The following is a 17,511-nucleotide window of genomic DNA, read 5'->3' on the forward strand; positions in this document are numbered from 1 at the left end:
AGAAAGGCCCATGATGTTACCTTCCAGATCAAAAAAATCAGTGTTGATCTTCCTTGTGCCGCCCCTGCTGTTCTATGGGGCAGGCGTCCTGCTTCCCGTCGTGCAATCCCTGGTGCTGAGCTTTTTCAGCTGGGATGGCATCAGCGACATGAAATTCGTGGGATTCAGCAATTACGTTCAGATGCTCTCCAACGATTCGGTCTTCTGGCAGGCCTTCGGTAATTCGATGATCTACCTCGTCATCTGCCTGACCTTGCAGCTGGGCGGTGCGTTATTGGTCGCGACCCTGCTGTTGCAGATCACCAAGGGACGTGACCTGATCAAAACCTTGTATCTGCTTCCCGCAGTGATATCGACTGTGGCCATAGGCTTCCTGTTCCAGCGCATCTATTCGGTCGATCCGGTAGGGCTGCTCAACAGGCTGCTGGATGTGGTCGGATTGTCCGGTCTGCAGCAGGCGTGGCTGTCGAATCCAAGCACGATCCTCGCCGCGGTCTCCTTCCCGGAGGGATGGCGTTTCTCCGGACTGTACATGCTGATTATCTACGCGGCTTTCATGGCGGTGCCGACGGAATTGGAGGAGGCGGCCAAACTCGATGGAGTCAACAATTGGCAGATGTTCTCCAAGATCCGTTTCCCATACATCAGACCGGTGTGGATCACCACGACCATCATGGCGGTCACCTACGCGCTCCGAGGCTTCGATATTCCCTACCTCCTGAGCAACAGTCGCTACGGGCAGCTGGTGACCACATACATGTACCGCACGGCTTTCACCAACACGAACTATGGGTATGCGAGCGCGATGGCGGTCTTCATCGTCATCGAGTGTCTTGTTGCCGTCGGTCTGATATTCGTATTCATGAAAAGGAAGGTGGACGAATGAGCATCGCACGCATATTCGGGGGGCCGCGTACGGCCTCGTCGGCGGCAGACGAGTACCATCGTCGCAAGCGTCTGTCGGTCCACGGCGCGATCCGGTGGGTGATCATAGCGATTCTGGTGATCATCCAGGTCTATCCATTGCTGTGGCTCTTCATCACCAGCCTGCGTACTGAGCATGATTTCGCCTCGGGTGATCCCTTCGGCATCCCGAAGCAGTTCACCTTGGAGAACTACGCCCGTGCATTCGAGGCCGGGGATCTGGGTGTGTACATCCGCAACAGCCTTATCGTGACCTTCGGTGCGAGTTTCTTCATCGTGCTCATGGGCATGATGGCGGCATATGCGATCAATGTGCTCGGTTTCCGGGGGAGCAAGATCGTCAGCGGAATATTCCTGCTGGGAATCATCGTTCCGGTGCAGATCGCATTGGTGCCGCTGTTCATCGACTACTCGCAGATCAACCTGCTCGACACCTACGCCTCCATGATCATCCCGCTTGCAGGCTTCGCCGTACCGATGTCCGTTTTCCTCTTCTCATCCTTCTACAACTACATCCCCAAGGAAACCTACGAGGCGGCATCCTTGGACGGCGCGGGTCCGTATCGGATTTTCTGGCAGATAACGCTGCCCCTGTCGCTGAACACCATCGTGACGGTTGTGCTGGTCAACAGCATCTTCATCTGGAACGAGTTCATATTCGCCAACACCTTCGTCCTGTCTGATGGGCTGAAGACGATACCCCTCGGTTTGCAGAACTATATTGGTGCTATGGGCAATACTGATTGGACCGCCACATTCGCAGCCGTTTGTGTGACGATAACCCCCCTGATGCTGATCTTCATGGTGCTGAACAAGGCGATGATCCAGGGGCTGGAAGGGGGTGCCACCAAAGGATGAGAGCTTCGGCGGAGAGCAACGGTGGAGGGGCGGACGATGATGCCGCGCAGGTCATGGGTGATGGCCGTCATGCGCGGCATGTGACGTTGAAGGACGTCGCGGAGCTGGCCGGCGTTTCGGTATCGACCGTCTCCCTGGTCATGAACGAGAAGAAGAATGCCCGTATCGCGGTGAAGACTCAGGAGAGGGTGAACCGCGCCATTCGGGAGCTGCATTACAGACCTAATGCCCTGGCCCAGAACCTGGTCACGGGCACATCCAAATTCATCGGTCTGCTGACCGATTCGATCGCCACAACACCCTTTGCAGGGCAGATCATCCACGGAGCCCAGGATCGGGCGTGGAAACAGGGATATGTGCTGTTGATCGTCAATACCGAAGGCAACGAGGACATCGAGCGTCAGGCCATTCGCATGTTCCTGGAATACAAGGTGCATGGAATCCTGTATTCCACCTGGTATCATCACGAAATCACCTTGCCGCAGTCGCTCAAGGATATGAACACCGTGCTGGTGAACTGCTACAGCGATACCGAGAATCTCATCTCGGTGGTGCCCGACGAATTCAACGGCGGCAGAACGGCCGCGAAGATGCTGCTGGAGCAGGGGCATCGTCGTGTGGCCTTCATCAATACGACGGTCGAGTCGCCTGCCCGCACAGGCCGGCTCGCCGGATACCGCCGGGCGCTTGCCGAACAGGGCATAGCGGAGGATCCCTCGTTGATCGTTGATGCCGAACCGACGCAGGAGGGTGGCCGCGCGGTGGCGGAGGTCATACGCGCATCCGGTGCCACCGGCGTCTGCTGCCACAATGATCGGGTCGCCATGGGATTGTATGACGCCTTGCGCAATCGCGGCATCATGGTGCCATCAGACATCTCAGTCGTCGGTTTCGACGATCAGGAAGTCATCGCCGCGCATATGCTCCCGCCGCTTTCCACGGTGGCGTTGCCGCATTATGAACTCGGTGCCTCGGGTGTCGATGCCGTTCTGGCCCCACCCGTGCATCTGGATGATCATCGTGTGCTGATCGCCTGCCCGGCCGTGCACAGGGAGTCGATCAGCGCGTTGGACTGAGGCGACCGTGATCGAGGGTCAGCACCTGTTTCATATACGCCAGTACGGCGGGGCGATGGGACACGACCACGAAGGCGCTGTCCGCCTGCTGATCGAGCAGGGCGCGCATCACCTGCCCTTCCAGAAGGGCATCCATATTGCTGGTCGGTTCGTCGAAGAGCACCAGCGGCGCCTCGCTGAGGAATGCGCGTGCCACGGCGATGCGCTGTTTCTGTCCTTCGGATAGTTCATCCCCATTGCGTTCCAGAACATGATCCAGACCGCCGGGCAATTCCGCTATCACCTCATCCAGGCAGGCCTTATGCGCCGCGGCTTCGATCTGTTCGCGGCTCGCATCCGGTTTCGACACCGCGATGTTCTCGGCAAGGCTGGTGCTGAAGATGAAGGTGTCCTGGCTGACCATGCTTTCCTGGGAACGCAGGCTGTGTGTGTTCACCGCCTCTATCGATACGCCGGAAACGCTGAGATCCCCGCTGCTGCGCTCGCGGAAGCGCATCAGCACGTCGATCAAGGTCGATTTGCCCGCGCCGTTCTCGCCCTGTATCCCGATCGTGTCTCCGGGAACGATGCGCAGGTTCACATCGCTGAGCGTCGTATGGCGTGCATGGGGGTACCGGAATGCCAAGGAGGTGGCCTCCAATGCATCGAAGCCCTTCAGATCGCTGCCATCCTCGGTCTCCTCCACGGCCGGTGTTTCGTCGAAGAGTGCGAAGACCCTGCGTGCGGCGGCCATGGTTGGTTGAAGACCCGATCCCAGACGCGCCACCGAGATCAGCGCCGGGAACGAGGTCAGGAAGCCTGCGATTGCGACGATTGCCGTCAGGGTGCTTGCCTGGCCTGTTGTGGCGAGCCAGGAGGAGACCGTCACGAAGACCATGATCGCGATCAGCGGTATCGACTCCGTAGCCAGTCCGTTCCATCCTGCCGCACGCTGATTACGCGTCCGGGCGTCCAGCATCTTTTCGGTCGCGCTGCGGAGCCTTGCCTGCGTGGTGGAGGAGGCCCCCATCGCGAGCAGCTCCTCCCTGCCGTCGAGCGATTCCAGAACGAGTGAATGGAGCTCGCCCTGCGCCTGTCGTTCCGCGAAGGCCGCACGGTATGTAGGCTTCGCGCTCAGCAGGGGCACGACCAGAGCGATGAGTATGTAGAACACCAGGGCGGTGAGTCCGAGCCAGGGATTGAGCACGGCGAGGACGACCGTATTGACCAAGGCGGTTATCGTGGCGATCGCGATGGGGGAGAGCGTGTGGGCGTAGAAGATCTCCAACAGTTCGATGTCCTCGGTGATGACCGTCACCAGATTGCCCCTGCCCTGTTCCTTGAGTTTGGCCGGTGCGAGTCTGCGCATGGTATCGAAGACGGAGATACGGATATCCCGTAGTGTGCTGAATGCCATCTGATGGTTGAAGAGCTGCTCTCCATAGGCAAGCGGGCCGCGAAGCAGAGCCATAATGATGGCCGCGACGGCCAAGGGGATCCAGAGTGGCGTGTGCTGCGTAAAGCCGAGGATGATGCTGGCGGCCGCGCACATCACACTCCATACCGAGAAGAGATGCCCGGCCGTGCCGCAGGCGATGGCCCGGAACTCCACGTTGATCAGCGGAAGCATCTGTTTGGCCATGCGTTTGGCTGTGCGCAGAGTGGAGGCCGTGTTGCCGGATGCGCTGGTGCTCTGTGATGCCGGGCGAGTTGCCGATGACGTGCCGGTCATTGATGATGTCATGCGATTGCCTCCTGCGCTTCGGATGTGAAGGAATGCGGGCGGGTGCCGCCGTCGACATCCGATTCAACGGAATCCTGCTCTTCCCACTGCTGTGCGAACATGCCTTGATGAGAGAGGAGTGCGGTGAAATCACCCGAATCGACGATCTCTCCGTGGTCAAGCACGATGATGTTCCTGGCGTTGATGATGGACGCAAGACGATGGGTGACGGTGATGACCAGGGAATGCCGGGCGAGATCGTCCATCAGGGCGCTCACCACACGGTCATGCTCACGGTCGATCGCGCTGCTGGCCTCGTCGAATATGTAGATACGTGAGGGTCTGACCAGGGCGCGTGCGATCGCCAGCCGTTGCCGCTGGCCGCCCGAGAAATTGCTTCCGCCCGCAAGAACCGTGGAGTCCAATCCGCCCCGGGCATTCACGAGATCCATCAGGTCAAGTCGTTCCAGCGCTTGGATGAGGGTTTCGTCGGATATCCCCAGATTCGTGGGATCGAGGTTGGATCGTACGGTGCCCTTGAAGAGGTGGTCGCTGCCTCTGACCATCGTCACGTTTTCGATGAAGCGCAGCGCGTCCCAGTCCCTCAGTTCCGTGCCGTCGAAGCTCATGGATCCCGAATATCCGCCGGTGCGTCCTGACAGCAGTTGCGCCACAGTGCTTTTGCCTGATCCGGAGCTGCCCACAATCGCAAGATGACCCCGCTGGGGGAAGTCGAAGTTGAGGTCATGCAGGGCATGATGCCCATTGGGATAACTGAAGTCGAGGTGTTCGACCCGCAGTCCCTCATCTTCCGGGATGCCGGCGTTCTTTCGGGTGTCGGCATCCATGCGGGTGTGAGGAGCGTCCTGGTGCTGCTGTTCGCGCAGTTCACGGGCCTTGGCGATGGCCTTGCCATGTTTCAGACCGACGGTCGCCTCGTGTGTGAGATACACCAGCTGTCTGCTGGGTATGAACAGTCGGACGCCCGTAACCGCAACGGCCACGCTGAGCAGCCATCCGGTGGTCTGACCGCTGGTGAGCAGAGCCGTGAACACGGTTGCCAGAATGACCGTGGTATAGATCACGACGTCGGATCCGATGAGGCTTTTGAGCTGGCCGCCCAGCAACGCCATCGTCGCCTTTCTGAATCCTTCTGAATCCTTGGCGAGTCGCTTGGATTCCTCGCGGTCGGCATCGAAGATCTTCAGCGTATTGAGTCCTTTCAACGACTCCTCGAAGCGAACACCCACGCGGTCGTACTTCCTCAAATGCTCCACCTGTGTCCTGATGTCCTTGTCACGGGTGAAATTCGCGGCGAAAGGCATGGCGATCATTCCCAGAATGACGATCAACGCGGCGATGGGATTCAGGGGAATGAGCACGATGCCGGCGACGAGCAGCATCAGCACCGATTCGAAGAGTGTCGGCAGGAAGAGCGTGAAGTAGGTGCTCAACGATTTCACCCCCTCTGTTGAGAGCATGGCCATGCTTTGGTGGGGCGTCGTTTCTTTCGGCTGTCGATCGCTGCGTGTGGTCATCTCCTGCGGGTCGAAGAGTGACAGGTACAGATCGTCCGCAAGCATGGAGGCCATACGCCTGGAGATGGAGGTCGTCATATGGGTGGCGAGTCGCTGGGCGATCACCCTGACGACTAAGAGAATCGTCATGACCAGCAGTGATATTTCGATATTCGCAGTAAATGCTTCAAGCCATCGCGGCGTTTCCACGCCCAGGGCTGTGGCGCCGGTCATCAGTGCGATCACTGTTATAGCGCTGTCCACAAAGGCGCAGAGCGTCTGCAGCAGACCGATCAGCAGGGCCCCTTTCAGATCGGCACCGGGTAGTCGCAGCAAGGCTTTATTGATCATGATTCATGCACACTATCGTTCGTTGATGGCTTCCTGTAATGACAGACATCGTAAGAGATGCCATGGCGTCGGTCAATGGAGGATCACCAGACAGCGAGCACGAATGTGAGGCAAGTCACAAAGCCGTGATTGCCCGCATTGCGGATTTCGCAGTTTTGGAACGAGCCGTTATGGCCGCACAACGATGGTCCAGCGGCTTCCATCTCATATTCTGGGATTCCGATATGGGCATCGATGTCCGTGCCGAATGCTCGACCGGAGCGGAGGCATGGCATTCGGCGGTGTGCCGATGATACCTGCATATCCCAATAAGCACAGTGGTTGTGGGACAGGTAGTCGGGGATCGGTAATCACGCTCCTATGGATTTCCGCGATGGTCGTGATTCCCATCGCGGACGACGCATTTCGATATATGAACGAAAAAAATCGCTCCGGGGTCTTGTCAGAACCTTGAAAACTTTGATAGCTTTCTCGATGCAGAAGCACTTCGAATATTCGATATTACTTGGTTTTTGTTGAAAATGGTTCGATTCTGACTGTTCGAACCATGCGCCGAAGAGGGTGTGAATCTCTGATTCACCAACGATATCGCCGGGGAAAGGGAGCCGTGTGAAGAGCGAAATATCAGGAAGAAAACGATGGCGAGCCATGCTCGTCGGAGCATTGACGGCTGTGGCCACGCTTTCGGTCACGGTGCTGGGCACGGCCTCGGCCTCCGCGGCATCCGATGACACCGCGGTTTCGGGGGTGTCATTCGAGTGGGGTGTGAACGACGAATCCGGTGGAGGCGCCTATTTCGGAGGATGTAATTTCCTCTCCGCAGGGGCCGCGGGGGATGCCGGCGCATCGGGTCTGTGGACGCAGGCATCAGGTCTGTGGAGCCAATCCTCCGGCAATGTCGACGTGCTCAAACCCGACGCCACGGGAAACCTGGTGCCTACGACGTGGGCGAACAAATGCCAGAACCGATACGGGACGAGTGTCAACTCCAAGACCGCCGGGCTGAACATGACGGTCACCGGCGCGGATCCGGAGACGCAGCCCACGTATTCGGAGAACGTGGTGCGGGTCTCGAATGGTTCCGGCACCGTGAATCCTGCGACGGGATCGGCTCATATCGAGTGGGAGGGTTCATTCACCATCGTCTACTACGGTGGCATGACCTATTGGACGATCTCGAATCCCGTGCTTGACATCGTCGACGGCAAGGGGAGCATCACGGGAACAGCATCCGGATACGGTGCCGATATGGATGATGCCACGAAGTGGATAACCCTGCCCACGCAGGAGATCACAGTGGCCGATCTCAGTGATGTGCTGGTGACCGACTCCGGCATCAGCGTCACGCCCGATTATCTGGGTGTCGCGGTCTCCGACGAGATACAGGGGCGTAATCCTCAGGCGGCGAAGAGCGATGCCAACGCCACCTGGTGGGGCGCATTCCCCAACACATGGCTCGAATATGCGGTGCTGACCGGTCAGTCTTCGTACTGGTACACCTCGGATGGCGGGGCCACAACGGTTCAGCCACGCAAACCGGCATCACCCATCACCATCGGCTACAAGCTTGATGCCACTCCCACCAGCACGGTTCCGGCCGCCCCCGGCAAACCCACCGCGACGGCAGTCACCACAAGTGCCTCCTATGGGGCCACGATCGGGTGGGCCGCCCCAAGTGATGACGGGGGATCGGAGATCACCGGCTACACGGTCACGCTGACGCCTGAAACAGGAACGGCACAGACCAAGGATGTGGATGCCGGAAGCACCACGGCAACATTCACCTCGCTCAGCGCACCCGGTGTCTCCTATACGGCCACGGTCACGGCAAAGAACGCCAACGGCTCCTCACAGCCATCCGCCTCATCCGACGCGGTCATCCCGAATCCGGATCCCTCGACGGATCTCGCCCTTTCGGTGACGCCGACCTCGGATATCGATCCCGCAGTTGACAACACCTTCACCGTGACCGGAAGAGGATACACCGGAGGGGCGGCCATATACGGCGTGTACGTCGTGGTGGCGGACACCTCAGTGTGGAAGCCAGGCCAGAACCCGGCCTCGGCCAATGACTTCACCAAGGCCTCGGCCGTGCAGGCAAGCGCCATCAAGGATGGGACATTCACCACGACGATCACCGTGCCCGCCAACACCTTTGAATACGGCAAGCGATACACGGTCGGCACCATCGCTGCGCGTCAGCTTTCACTGAGCGATCGCCGTCTCGACAAAGTCCAGGAGATCTCGCTGAAGGATGCACCTCAACCCGATCCAGAAGCGCCCTCGGCACCACGGAACGTGACGGTCGTCTCCACAAGCCGTCAAGGTGAGCTGCGCGTCAACTGGCTGGCCCCACAGAGCGATGGCGGTGCCGCGATCGATCACTATGTGGTGACGCTGACACCTGAGGAAGAGGCTGCGCCGACGTCATCCTTGCAATCCGATGACGGCATTCTGGCCCGGAGCCTGTCACTGACCGAAATCAACCTGTCACAGACGGTGCAGGCTCCTGCGAACACCGTCTTGTTCACCGGGCTTGATCCGCTGCAGCGGTATACGGCAAGCGTCGCTGCGGTCAACACCGCAGGTTTGGCGAGTTCGTCCGTCTTCAGCGCATCCGCCGTGTCTCCCGCCGCAAGTGATGCGAATCAGGGGGATGAGGATGGTGGCGCCGTGGATGATGATCCGGGCACTGCAGCCGGGGACGATTCGACGGGTGCAGGCGATTCCGCCCTCGGTGGCGGTGGCTCGCAGTCAGGAGCCAAGGGGAATGCATCGGTCGTCGCCGACAAGGATCTGCTCGCCACGACGGGCGCCGATGTATTCGTATCGGCCCTCGCCATCCTGCTGTTGCTCATCGCAGGAGGTGCCGCCACGGTGATGCATCGCAGGGGAGCCAGGCTGGGAGAGACCCGGAATCGTTGAGTATGCGATGAAGGGTTCCCACCCGTGATCCGGATGCCGTCTGCAGGCATCCGGCATCCCCGTGGGGCCCGGTTCCACGGGTCCCACAGCTCGTTGTGGGGATATCAATCGAAGAATGTGTGGCGAAAGGCCGGTTGCTATGTGGATCACTGCGGGGAATGGGTCGGGCTGCCGTGCCGGCGGCAAGGCGTTCCGCCGCGCCATCTCATGCATGATGCTTCCGATGTTGCTCCTGCTGTCCGGATGCGCGAACATCGGAACCATTTCCGCGGAGGATCTTGAATCATGCGACGTGCCCAAGGCCTCGACCACGGCGAACCCGCCCCAGCTCCCTTCGGTGACCTCCTCCTCGTTGAGGGATCCCCGGAGCATCACCGGACGCACCACGGCCTATACGAGAAGCGATCAGATCATTCCGATCAGTGACGCCCCGCAGGAGCAGCAGAAGCTGCCGGTGAGCGTTGACAGTTCGGACGGTGTGCGGCAGACGGTCACCGATACCACGAGGATTCTGGCGCTTAACCAGAACGGCGGTCTCGCGGCCGCCACATACGCCCTCGGCTTCGGCTGCAATCTGGTTGGCCGCGACACCGCCACCGGATCGTCCGGACTTGACAAACTGCCCCTGGTCACACAGAACGGCATGGATCTGAACGCCGAGGCGATACTCAACCTGCAACCGACGGTGATCATCACGGACACGACGATCGGGCCCTACGACGTGCAGCTGCAGATGCGGGAATCGGGCATCCCCGTGGTGTTCGTGCCGATCGTCAACGACAAAGGTGTGGGCGGGGTGGCCGAGCAGATAGAAAAAGTCGCGCAGGCCCTTGGCGTCGAGGATCTGGGCAGGCAACTAGCCGAGCGCACGAACAGCGAAATCAACCAGACCATCCAGGCGATAGGCAGGATGGCGCCTACCGATTCGAAGAGGAAGCCACGCATCGTATTCCTGTATGTGCGGGGAACATCGATCTACTACTGGTTCGGAGAGGGTTCGGGCGCAGATTCGCTCATCCAATCCATCGGCGCCAACGACGTGGCCAAGGAAGTCGGCTTCAAAGGCATGGCCCCGACCAACGCGGAGGCCCTGATCAAGGCGAAACCGGATGTGATCATCGCCATGACACTCGGCATCGCCTCGGCGGGAGGTTTCGAGTCGATGCTCAATCTGCCCGGCATCAAGGAGACGCCGGCGGGCAGGCATCAACGGGTCGTCGATATGAGCGATTACGAGGTGATGAGTTTCGGTCCGCAGACGGCACAGGTGCTTGCGGCCCTGGCCACCGCGGTATATGCCCCGGAGCAGTCATACCAGCCGGACGAAGCACCTGAATTGATTAGCAAACGGTTGAAGCAGCTGGGCGAGGAATGAGTGTATGAACGAACGCAAAGAATCTTCGGCGCACGATGTCGCCCCGATGGACGACCGTCTCACGGAGATCACGGCCGCATCGAGAAGCGCGGGCATGACCAGGATATCCTTGGTCTTTCTGCTGTTGCTCGTCGCGCTGCTGGTGATGACGCTTGTTTCGGCGTCCTTGGGGCAGTTGATCATCCCCTTTGATCAGGTGCTCGGCTCCGTATTGGGCAAAGTCGGTATCGACTGGTTCCCGCAGCCACAGCAGGCCTATGGTGAGGAAGCGCTGTGGAATGTGCGTTTCCCCAGAATCGTGATGTCCTTGATCGTCGGGGCATCGCTCGCTGTGGCCGGTGCCGTGATGCAAGGCGTCTTCGGCAATCCCTTGGCGGAACCGGGAACGGTCGGGGTGTCCTCCGGGGCCGCTGTCGGTGCCAGCCTTTCCATCCTGATGGGCTGGACCTTCCTGGGGGCATTCACCACGCCGCTGCTCGCATTCGTATTCGGACTGTTCACCACGCTGTGCGTGTATGCGCTCGCCAGACGCAACGGACGTACCGAGGTGGTCACGTTGATCCTGACCGGTGTGGCGGTTAATGCCGTTGCCGGTGCGGCCATAGCCTTCATCACCTTCAAAGCGCCGACCTCGGCCCGCGACCAGATCGTCTTCTGGCAGATGGGCAGTCTGAACGGAAGCAGGTGGCAGCAGGTGATGATGGTCGCACCCATGTGCGTCCTCGGCGTGATCGCCGTGATGTTCATCTCGCGCCAACTCGATCTGCTGTCCTTGGGGGAGAAGTCGGCGCGCCACCTGGGAGTGAATGTGGAAAGGCTGCGCTTCTTCGCCATGCTGATGGTGGCCCTCCTGGTCTCATCGGCCGTCGCCTTCGCGGGAATCATCTCTTTCGTGGGACTGGTGGTGCCGCATCTGCTGCGCCTGATCATAGGGCCGGGGCATCGGGCTTTGCTCCCGGCCTGCGCGTTGGGAGGTGCGTTGCTCCTCTCCGTCGCCGATTTCGCGGCCAGGACCCTGGTGCAGTTCGCGGATCTGCCCATCGGCATGCTCACATCACTCCTCGGCGGTCCCTTCTTCTTCTGGCTGCTCCGTCGCAGCCGTTCCAAGTCCGGGGGTTGGGCCTGATGCCAGTATTACGTCTTCCTTGGATCGCCCATAGGGAACCCCGTATGCCGATGCCCGGTCAACAGCTGCTCTCACTGACCTCGGTGGGTGTCGGGATCGATGGAAGGAGCATTCTCGACGACATCAGCTTCGATGTCAGTGCCGGTGAGGTGCTGGCCTTGGTAGGGCCGAACGGGGCGGGAAAATCCACTCTGCTGAATGCGATCACCGGTGACGTCGAACTCCGCAGCGGTTCGGTCTCGCTGTTCGGTGTGCCGATCGGGGCGTGGGATCCGATCGAATTGGCCATGCGCCGTGCGGTGATGCTCCAACAGAACGATATGAGTTTCCCCTTCACCGTCGAGCAGGTCGTACAGATGGGAAGGTCGCCGTGGATCGGGAGCAGCGCCGAAAGCGATGACGAGATGATTGTCGCCTCGGCGATGGCGATGACCGAATCCGAAGGACTGTCCGAACGCGTCTACACCTCCCTCTCCGGCGGTGAACGGGGCAGGGTCGCCTTCGCCCGGGTGCTGGCGCAGGCCTCGCCACTGCTCCTGCTTGACGAGCCGACGGCGGCCATGGATATCAAACATCAGGAGATGGTCATGCGGCTCTGCCGCGACTATGCGCGTTCGGGCTGCGCAGTGGTTGTCGTGCTCCATGCCCTGGATGTGGCCGCCGCGTATGCGGATCGCGTCGCCTTGCTTGAATCCGGGCGGATCAGGAGTATCGGCAGGCCGGTGGACGTGATGACCGCGGAGTCCCTTTCCGAGGTCTACCAGTATCCGATCGATGTCTTCGAACATCCCGGTCATGGCCTGGTGATCCTGCCATCCCGCAAGGAAGGTGACCAGGAATGACGCATCATGATGAGGCAAAGCACCGTAAGGAGCGAGCGATGAGTATTCTTCCCGCAGTCTTCAGAACCAGCCGTGCGGGCCGCGCGGCGCTGTGCTGCATGATGACCCTGCTGGTGGTGTGTACGGCGGCTTTCTCACTGCCCGTGATGACCGCTTCGGCGGCCGGCGCGAAGGTTCGGGTGACGGTTGAGGGCGGCACGATGAAAAGCGATGGGAACACCACGCTCGATCTGCAGGGAACGGGATTCCAATCGATCAAAGGTGGATTCGGCGGCATCTATGTACTCTTCGGCTGGGTGAGCGATCCGCAGGGCACATCGTGGCGTCCCTCCCAGGGTGGGGTGACGGGCACGAACTATCGTTACGTCTCCGATGATGAAAGCAATCCGGTGGGCTATGAGCTCTTCGTCGCATTCCCGGGAAGCTCCACCGAATCGGCCGCCAATGGCGGCACCCTCGATGCGGATGGCACATGGAATGCGAAGTTGACCGTGCCCGGGCAGCGATTCACCAGCAAGGACCGGCAGGGCAACCCGACCGCCGTGGATTGCTCGACCAGTGGGTGCGGCATCATCACCATCGGTGCCCACGGTGTGGTGAATTCCAGCAATGAGACCTTCACCCCGGTGAGCTTCGCCGCGGCCGCCAGTTCCACAGCCTCGCCGACATCCCAATCCTCGGCATCCGCTTCGGGCTCGGCTTCCTCCGTGCCTTCGACCACGGCTTCGACGGATGCAGCCGATGCCTCACAGACTGCGAACGGCAATGCTGGCGCGGACGGTGAAGCCTCAGATACCGGGAATGCCGATGCGTCGGCGGACGAGGCCGCGCTTCTCGCGGCTTTGGCAGCACAGTCGCAGGGAAGTTCGTGGACCCAGCGGCTCATATCCATAGCCTTGGTGCTGCTGGGGGTCAGTGCAATCCTGCTCGCCGCCGGTGTCGGTGGATATCTTGCGGCGAAGTCACTGTTGCTGGGCGTCTCTCCGAGCGCTTTGGAGAAGGAGATCGCACGCAGGCAGCGACGTGCTCAGAGCGTGCGCACCAAGCAGGAGGTCAAAACCATGCGCACGCGCCGAAGGGGATATCGGAAACTGGCCAAGGAGCAGGCGAGGGCATCCGACGCATCCGTAGACATCCGGAGTGAGGAGACCACAGGGTATCCCGGCGTGCTCCCGGCTTCAGCGGGGCCCGTCTCATCACCCTTCTTCGCGCAACGGCAGGCGCGGGGTGATGTGCCGGGCGGCATGGCGGCCGATGGGCAGGATCACGCGCAATCATCGGGAGGCGGATCCGATGGGGACTCCTTGCAACACACCCAGATCATCACGCCTGTGATCGCCGATCAGATGACCGGGACCACGACGCGCGGATTGTTAGATGAGGGTAACGAAACCTTGCAAGAGGAGGGGCGTTGATGAAGACGTGGCGGCGAATCCTGAGAATCGTGAGTTCGGTCTCCACAGCCATCTGCATGGTTGCGGTCGCCTCCGCCATGACCTTGTCCGCTTCCGCCTCGGTGGGTGAAACGGCGGTCTCCGACATGGTCTTTCAATGGGGTGTGAATCCCGAGTCCGGTGGCGGATCATACTTCGGTGGGTGCAATTTTCTCACCGCCGGCACATCCGGGGACGCAGGCACCTCGGGGGTGTGGTCCGAGAATTCAGGCCTGTGGAAACAGACAAGCGCGAATGTCGAAATCCTCAAGCCTGATGCCGAGGGAAACATGCTCGCCCAGACCTGGACGAACAAATGCCAGAACCGATACGGGACGAGCATCAATGGCAGGACAAGCGGCATGAATATGGCCGTTTCCGGTGGGAACCCCGCGACACAGCCGAGTTATTCCGAGAATGTGGTGCGCATCTCGGGAGGATCGGGAAGTCTGAATCCCTCCACGAACTCGGCGACGGTCACATGGGACGGGTCATTCACGATCGTGTATTACGGCGGCATGACCTACTGGACGATTTCGGATCTCAAGCTCGTCGTACTCAATGGCAAAGGCACCATCACCGGAACCGCATCCGGCTATGGCGCGGATATGGACGACCCGGCGACATGGCTGACCCTGCCCAGCACCCCGATTCATGTCGCTGATCTTTCCGACGTGCAGGTGAGTGAATCCGGCATCACGGTGACACCCGACTATCTCGGTGTATCCGTCTCAAGTGAGATCCAGGGCAGAAACCCTCAGGCTGAGAAGACCGCGAGCAACGAATCCTGGTGGGGTGCCTTCCCGGATAGCTGGCTGCAGTACGCGGTGCTGACCGGACAATCCTCATATTGGTACACATCGGATGGTGGTGCGGGCACGATCCAGCCGCGCAAGGTCGTTTCGGCCATGACGATCGCACGTGACACGGTGAGTGTGGTCGCCAGCCAGTCGGTGGTCCAGGCGGGCAGGGAGATCACCTTCAATATCAAGGCTCCGCAGGCAGGCAAAGAGTATCAGGCGGGGATCAGGGCCGGTTCCGATGGGCAATGGGTCCTCCTGGATGAGATCGTCACCATCTCCCAGGAAGGGAGCGCATCGCTGCGCTACACGGTTCCTGCGGCAAGCGCCACCGGCAGCTATGCATTCGCCATATTCGAGAAGGGGGATGCCGCCAATCCCGTGGCATCGACCACGTATACGGTGGGTCGCCTTCCGGGCGCCCCGACCGGACTGGTCGTGGGCAAGCCCGAGGGCACTTCGGTCTCCCTGACATGGGTGGCGCCTGATGACCTCGGACTTCCCGCGATCAGCGCTTATGTCGCCACGGCGATCAAGGTGAATCCGACGGAAGGCTCGGCAGGCGATGCCGACGTCGTGAGCGCTTCATTCGACGGAGCGGATGCGGATTCGGGGATATTGTCGGCTTTGGAGGCGGGGGCGACCTACCAGATCAGTGTCGCGGCGCAGAATGCGATTGGCGCCGGGCCTTCCTCGAACGCCGTGCAGCTCACGGTCCCAGGCGCCGCGCAGGATGATGACGGTGATCCGGTGAAGGGCGGAACCACGATATCGAATGCGACGCTTCGCTGGGGCATGAACGACGAGGCGAATTCGGCGGCGTACTACGGCGGGTGCAATTTCCTCTCCGCCGGGAAATCGGGGGATTCGGGAAAATCCACGGTGTGGACCGACGGATCCCTGTACTCCGCGAGTTCGGGCAATGTGCGGATTCAGAAGCCGAATACGGCAGGCCAATGGGAGGCCGCAAGCTGGGGCAGCCGATGCCTGACCCGTGACGGTACGCAGGTGACGATGCAGAAGCGTGTGGACGGGCGTTCGGTGAATACCGAATCCCAGGTGGTCGTCAGCGACGGGGAGGGGGTTGTGGCGGCCGACGGCTCCACGAGCATCCGGTGGACGGGCTCATGGACCGTCGTGTTCTATGGAGGGATGACGTATTGGAGCGTGAGCGATCCGCGCTTGACCCTCGACGCCGACGGCAACGGGCAGCTTACGGCCACGGCGAGCGGATACGGTGCGGATATGGACGACAGCACCAAGTGGAACACCCTGTCGGACACGACGGTCGTGCTTGCCGACCTGAAGAAGGTGGATGTCGACAAGGCCGCTGAAGACCATGGTTTCACGCAGAAACCCGAGTATCTTGGCGTGACCGTCAACTCGACGGGCGGACGTAACCAGCAGGCCGCCAAAACAGGCGACAACGCCGCGTATTGGGGCTCATTCCCCCAGAGTTTCGTCGACTTCCAGATGCTCACCGGCCAATCCTCATACTGGTACACCTCCGATGGCGCGCGTGATTACGCCAAGCCCGCCACGGCGCTTTCAATCGCTTATGACGGCAGCTACAGCGTCCCGGCGCCTGAGGCGTCCGAGACACTCGATACCGCAGCCGGATCGGCTGACACCTCGGGAACGAGCAGCGGCGGCAGTCCGGGGGTGGGCGCTTCTTCCGCAGGCTCCGCACAGAATCCGTCGAAGGCCACTGGAAGTGCCGGAGCCGGGGAGGGTGGCTCGTCCCAGCTCGGTGACCAAGCTGACGGCGCTTCGGCGGTCCCTATCGCGGCGGTCCGGGATACGGCTGTGGGCGTCGCCGCGGCCTCAGGAGCGGTGGCGCTCGCTTCGGGTCTGCCCTTGGGAGCGGCATGGGTCATTCGCAGGAGACTGGGTCTTGATCCCGCATTCGAACTTGACAGGAGTCTGGGTCTTTGAATCTCCCGATGGGATGGGTATGGCTCACTCGCCCGCGCTGGTGCCGGTTCTGCCGTTGTTGATGCTGACTCGTTCCTGGACGGATCGATTGAAGCGCGTCAGCAAGTTGGCGAATTCGGATATGTCGGCACTGGACCAGTCCGTGAGGACCGTTGAGAGCGCACCGAGGTTACGGCGGCGCTGCCGTTGCAGACTGTCCTTTCCCTTGCGTGAGATTCTGAACTTCCGGGCCATGCCGCCCTGTGGATCGGGGATGCGTTCGATGATGCCGTCGCGTCTCATCGCGGCGGTCTGACGGTTGAGCGTGGAGGCGTCAAGTCCTGTGACTTCGCTCAACTCGCCTATGCTCAGTGTTGCATGTTCCAAGCTGACCAGCAGGATGTACGCGCTTCTGTCGAGTATGCCGATCTGCGGATCCCGGAACCCCGCCACGCGTACGATGCGTTTGCCGAGCATCAAGCATTCGTATTCGATGGCGACCATGTCTTCGAGCAGGGCCGTGTTGTCCTTGGCGTCATCATTCATCCCTGTCTCCTTATTGCTGGTCATGCTCAGTTGATTATACATGAGAGATATGTATATGACATATCTTGTGTATTATGCATATTTGTGTATTATGCATATTGATTGCATGATGCACATTTGAG

At 60.4% G+C, this 17,511-nt stretch carries 12 protein-coding genes; 9 read left to right on the forward strand and 3 right to left on the reverse strand.

The genetic code is table 11. The annotated features are described in order from the left end of the window. The first annotated feature begins 40 nt into the window (after positions 1-40). Genes BPSY_RS06325 through BPSY_RS06335 form a run of 3 tightly spaced genes read left to right on the forward strand, consistent with a single transcriptional unit; the run spans position 41 to position 2,858 of the window. Positions 41-886, forward strand: a complete 846-nt coding sequence (locus BPSY_RS06325; RefSeq protein WP_202961782.1) for a carbohydrate ABC transporter permease — start codon at positions 41-43, stop codon at positions 884-886. Further along, complete coding sequence (locus BPSY_RS06330; protein ID WP_033496699.1) at positions 883-1,782, forward strand: carbohydrate ABC transporter permease; 900 nt, start codon at positions 883-885, stop codon at positions 1,780-1,782. The genes BPSY_RS06325 and BPSY_RS06330 overlap by 4 nt, the downstream gene beginning before the upstream one ends. Continuing rightward, positions 1,779-2,858, forward strand: coding sequence for a LacI family DNA-binding transcriptional regulator (locus tag BPSY_RS06335; protein WP_238556817.1), 1,080 nt, complete (start codon positions 1,779-1,781; stop codon positions 2,856-2,858). Before BPSY_RS06330 ends, BPSY_RS06335 begins: the two co-directional genes overlap by 4 nt. Here BPSY_RS06335 and BPSY_RS11055 read toward each other — a convergent pair. Both BPSY_RS11055 and BPSY_RS11060 read right to left on the reverse strand, forming a co-directional pair. Then, a complete protein-coding gene (locus BPSY_RS11055; RefSeq protein WP_051921765.1) occupies positions 2,842-4,581 on the reverse strand; it encodes an amino acid ABC transporter ATP-binding/permease protein in 1,740 nt (579 codons plus the stop codon). The two genes, BPSY_RS06335 and BPSY_RS11055, sit on opposite strands and share 17 nt — an antisense overlap. Then, positions 4,578-6,428: an ATP-binding cassette domain-containing protein gene (locus BPSY_RS11060; RefSeq protein WP_051921766.1), complete on the reverse strand. Its 1,851-nt coding sequence runs from the start codon at positions 6,426-6,428 to the stop codon at positions 4,578-4,580. Before BPSY_RS11060 ends, BPSY_RS11055 begins: the two co-directional genes overlap by 4 nt. 609 nt (positions 6,429-7,037) lie before the next feature. On the opposite strand from BPSY_RS11060, the gene BPSY_RS11065 reads away from it, so the two are divergent. The 6 genes from BPSY_RS11065 to BPSY_RS11075 all read left to right on the forward strand — a co-directional run bounded on the left by BPSY_RS11065 (position 7,038) and on the right by BPSY_RS11075 (position 16,864). Beyond that, the gene (locus tag BPSY_RS11065) at positions 7,038-9,353 is read left to right on the forward strand and encodes a fibronectin type III domain-containing protein (protein WP_152596818.1); all 2,316 of its coding nucleotides are present in this window, start codon (positions 7,038-7,040) and stop codon (positions 9,351-9,353) included. 139 nt (positions 9,354-9,492) lie between these two features. Beyond that, positions 9,493-10,728, forward strand: coding sequence for a heme/hemin ABC transporter substrate-binding protein (locus BPSY_RS06355; RefSeq protein WP_051921768.1), 1,236 nt, complete (start codon positions 9,493-9,495; stop codon positions 10,726-10,728). Between the two features lie 4 nt (positions 10,729-10,732). Beyond that, a complete protein-coding gene (locus tag BPSY_RS06360) occupies positions 10,733-11,854 on the forward strand; it encodes a FecCD family ABC transporter permease (RefSeq protein WP_193346434.1) in 1,122 nt (373 codons plus the stop codon). 50 nt (positions 11,855-11,904) lie between these two features. After that, positions 11,905-12,696: a heme ABC transporter ATP-binding protein gene (locus BPSY_RS06365; protein ID WP_202961783.1), complete on the forward strand. Its 792-nt coding sequence runs from the start codon at positions 11,905-11,907 to the stop codon at positions 12,694-12,696. A gap of 38 nt (positions 12,697-12,734) precedes the next feature. Further along, positions 12,735-14,111, forward strand: a complete 1,377-nt coding sequence (locus tag BPSY_RS11070; protein ID WP_152596817.1) for a hypothetical protein — start codon at positions 12,735-12,737, stop codon at positions 14,109-14,111. After that, a complete protein-coding gene (locus BPSY_RS11075; protein ID WP_051921770.1) occupies positions 14,111-16,864 on the forward strand; it encodes a fibronectin type III domain-containing protein in 2,754 nt (917 codons plus the stop codon). Before BPSY_RS11070 ends, BPSY_RS11075 begins: the two co-directional genes overlap by 1 nt. 24 nt (positions 16,865-16,888) lie before the next feature. Here BPSY_RS11075 and BPSY_RS06380 read toward each other — a convergent pair whose 3' ends face one another. After that, complete coding sequence (locus BPSY_RS06380; protein ID WP_202961784.1) at positions 16,889-17,431, reverse strand: MarR family winged helix-turn-helix transcriptional regulator; 543 nt, start codon at positions 17,429-17,431, stop codon at positions 16,889-16,891. Positions 17,432-17,511 lie beyond the last annotated feature (80 nt).

It is taken from the genome of Bifidobacterium psychraerophilum (assembly GCF_000741705.1).
Taxonomy (GTDB): domain Bacteria; phylum Actinomycetota; class Actinomycetes; order Actinomycetales; family Bifidobacteriaceae; genus Bombiscardovia; species Bombiscardovia psychraerophila.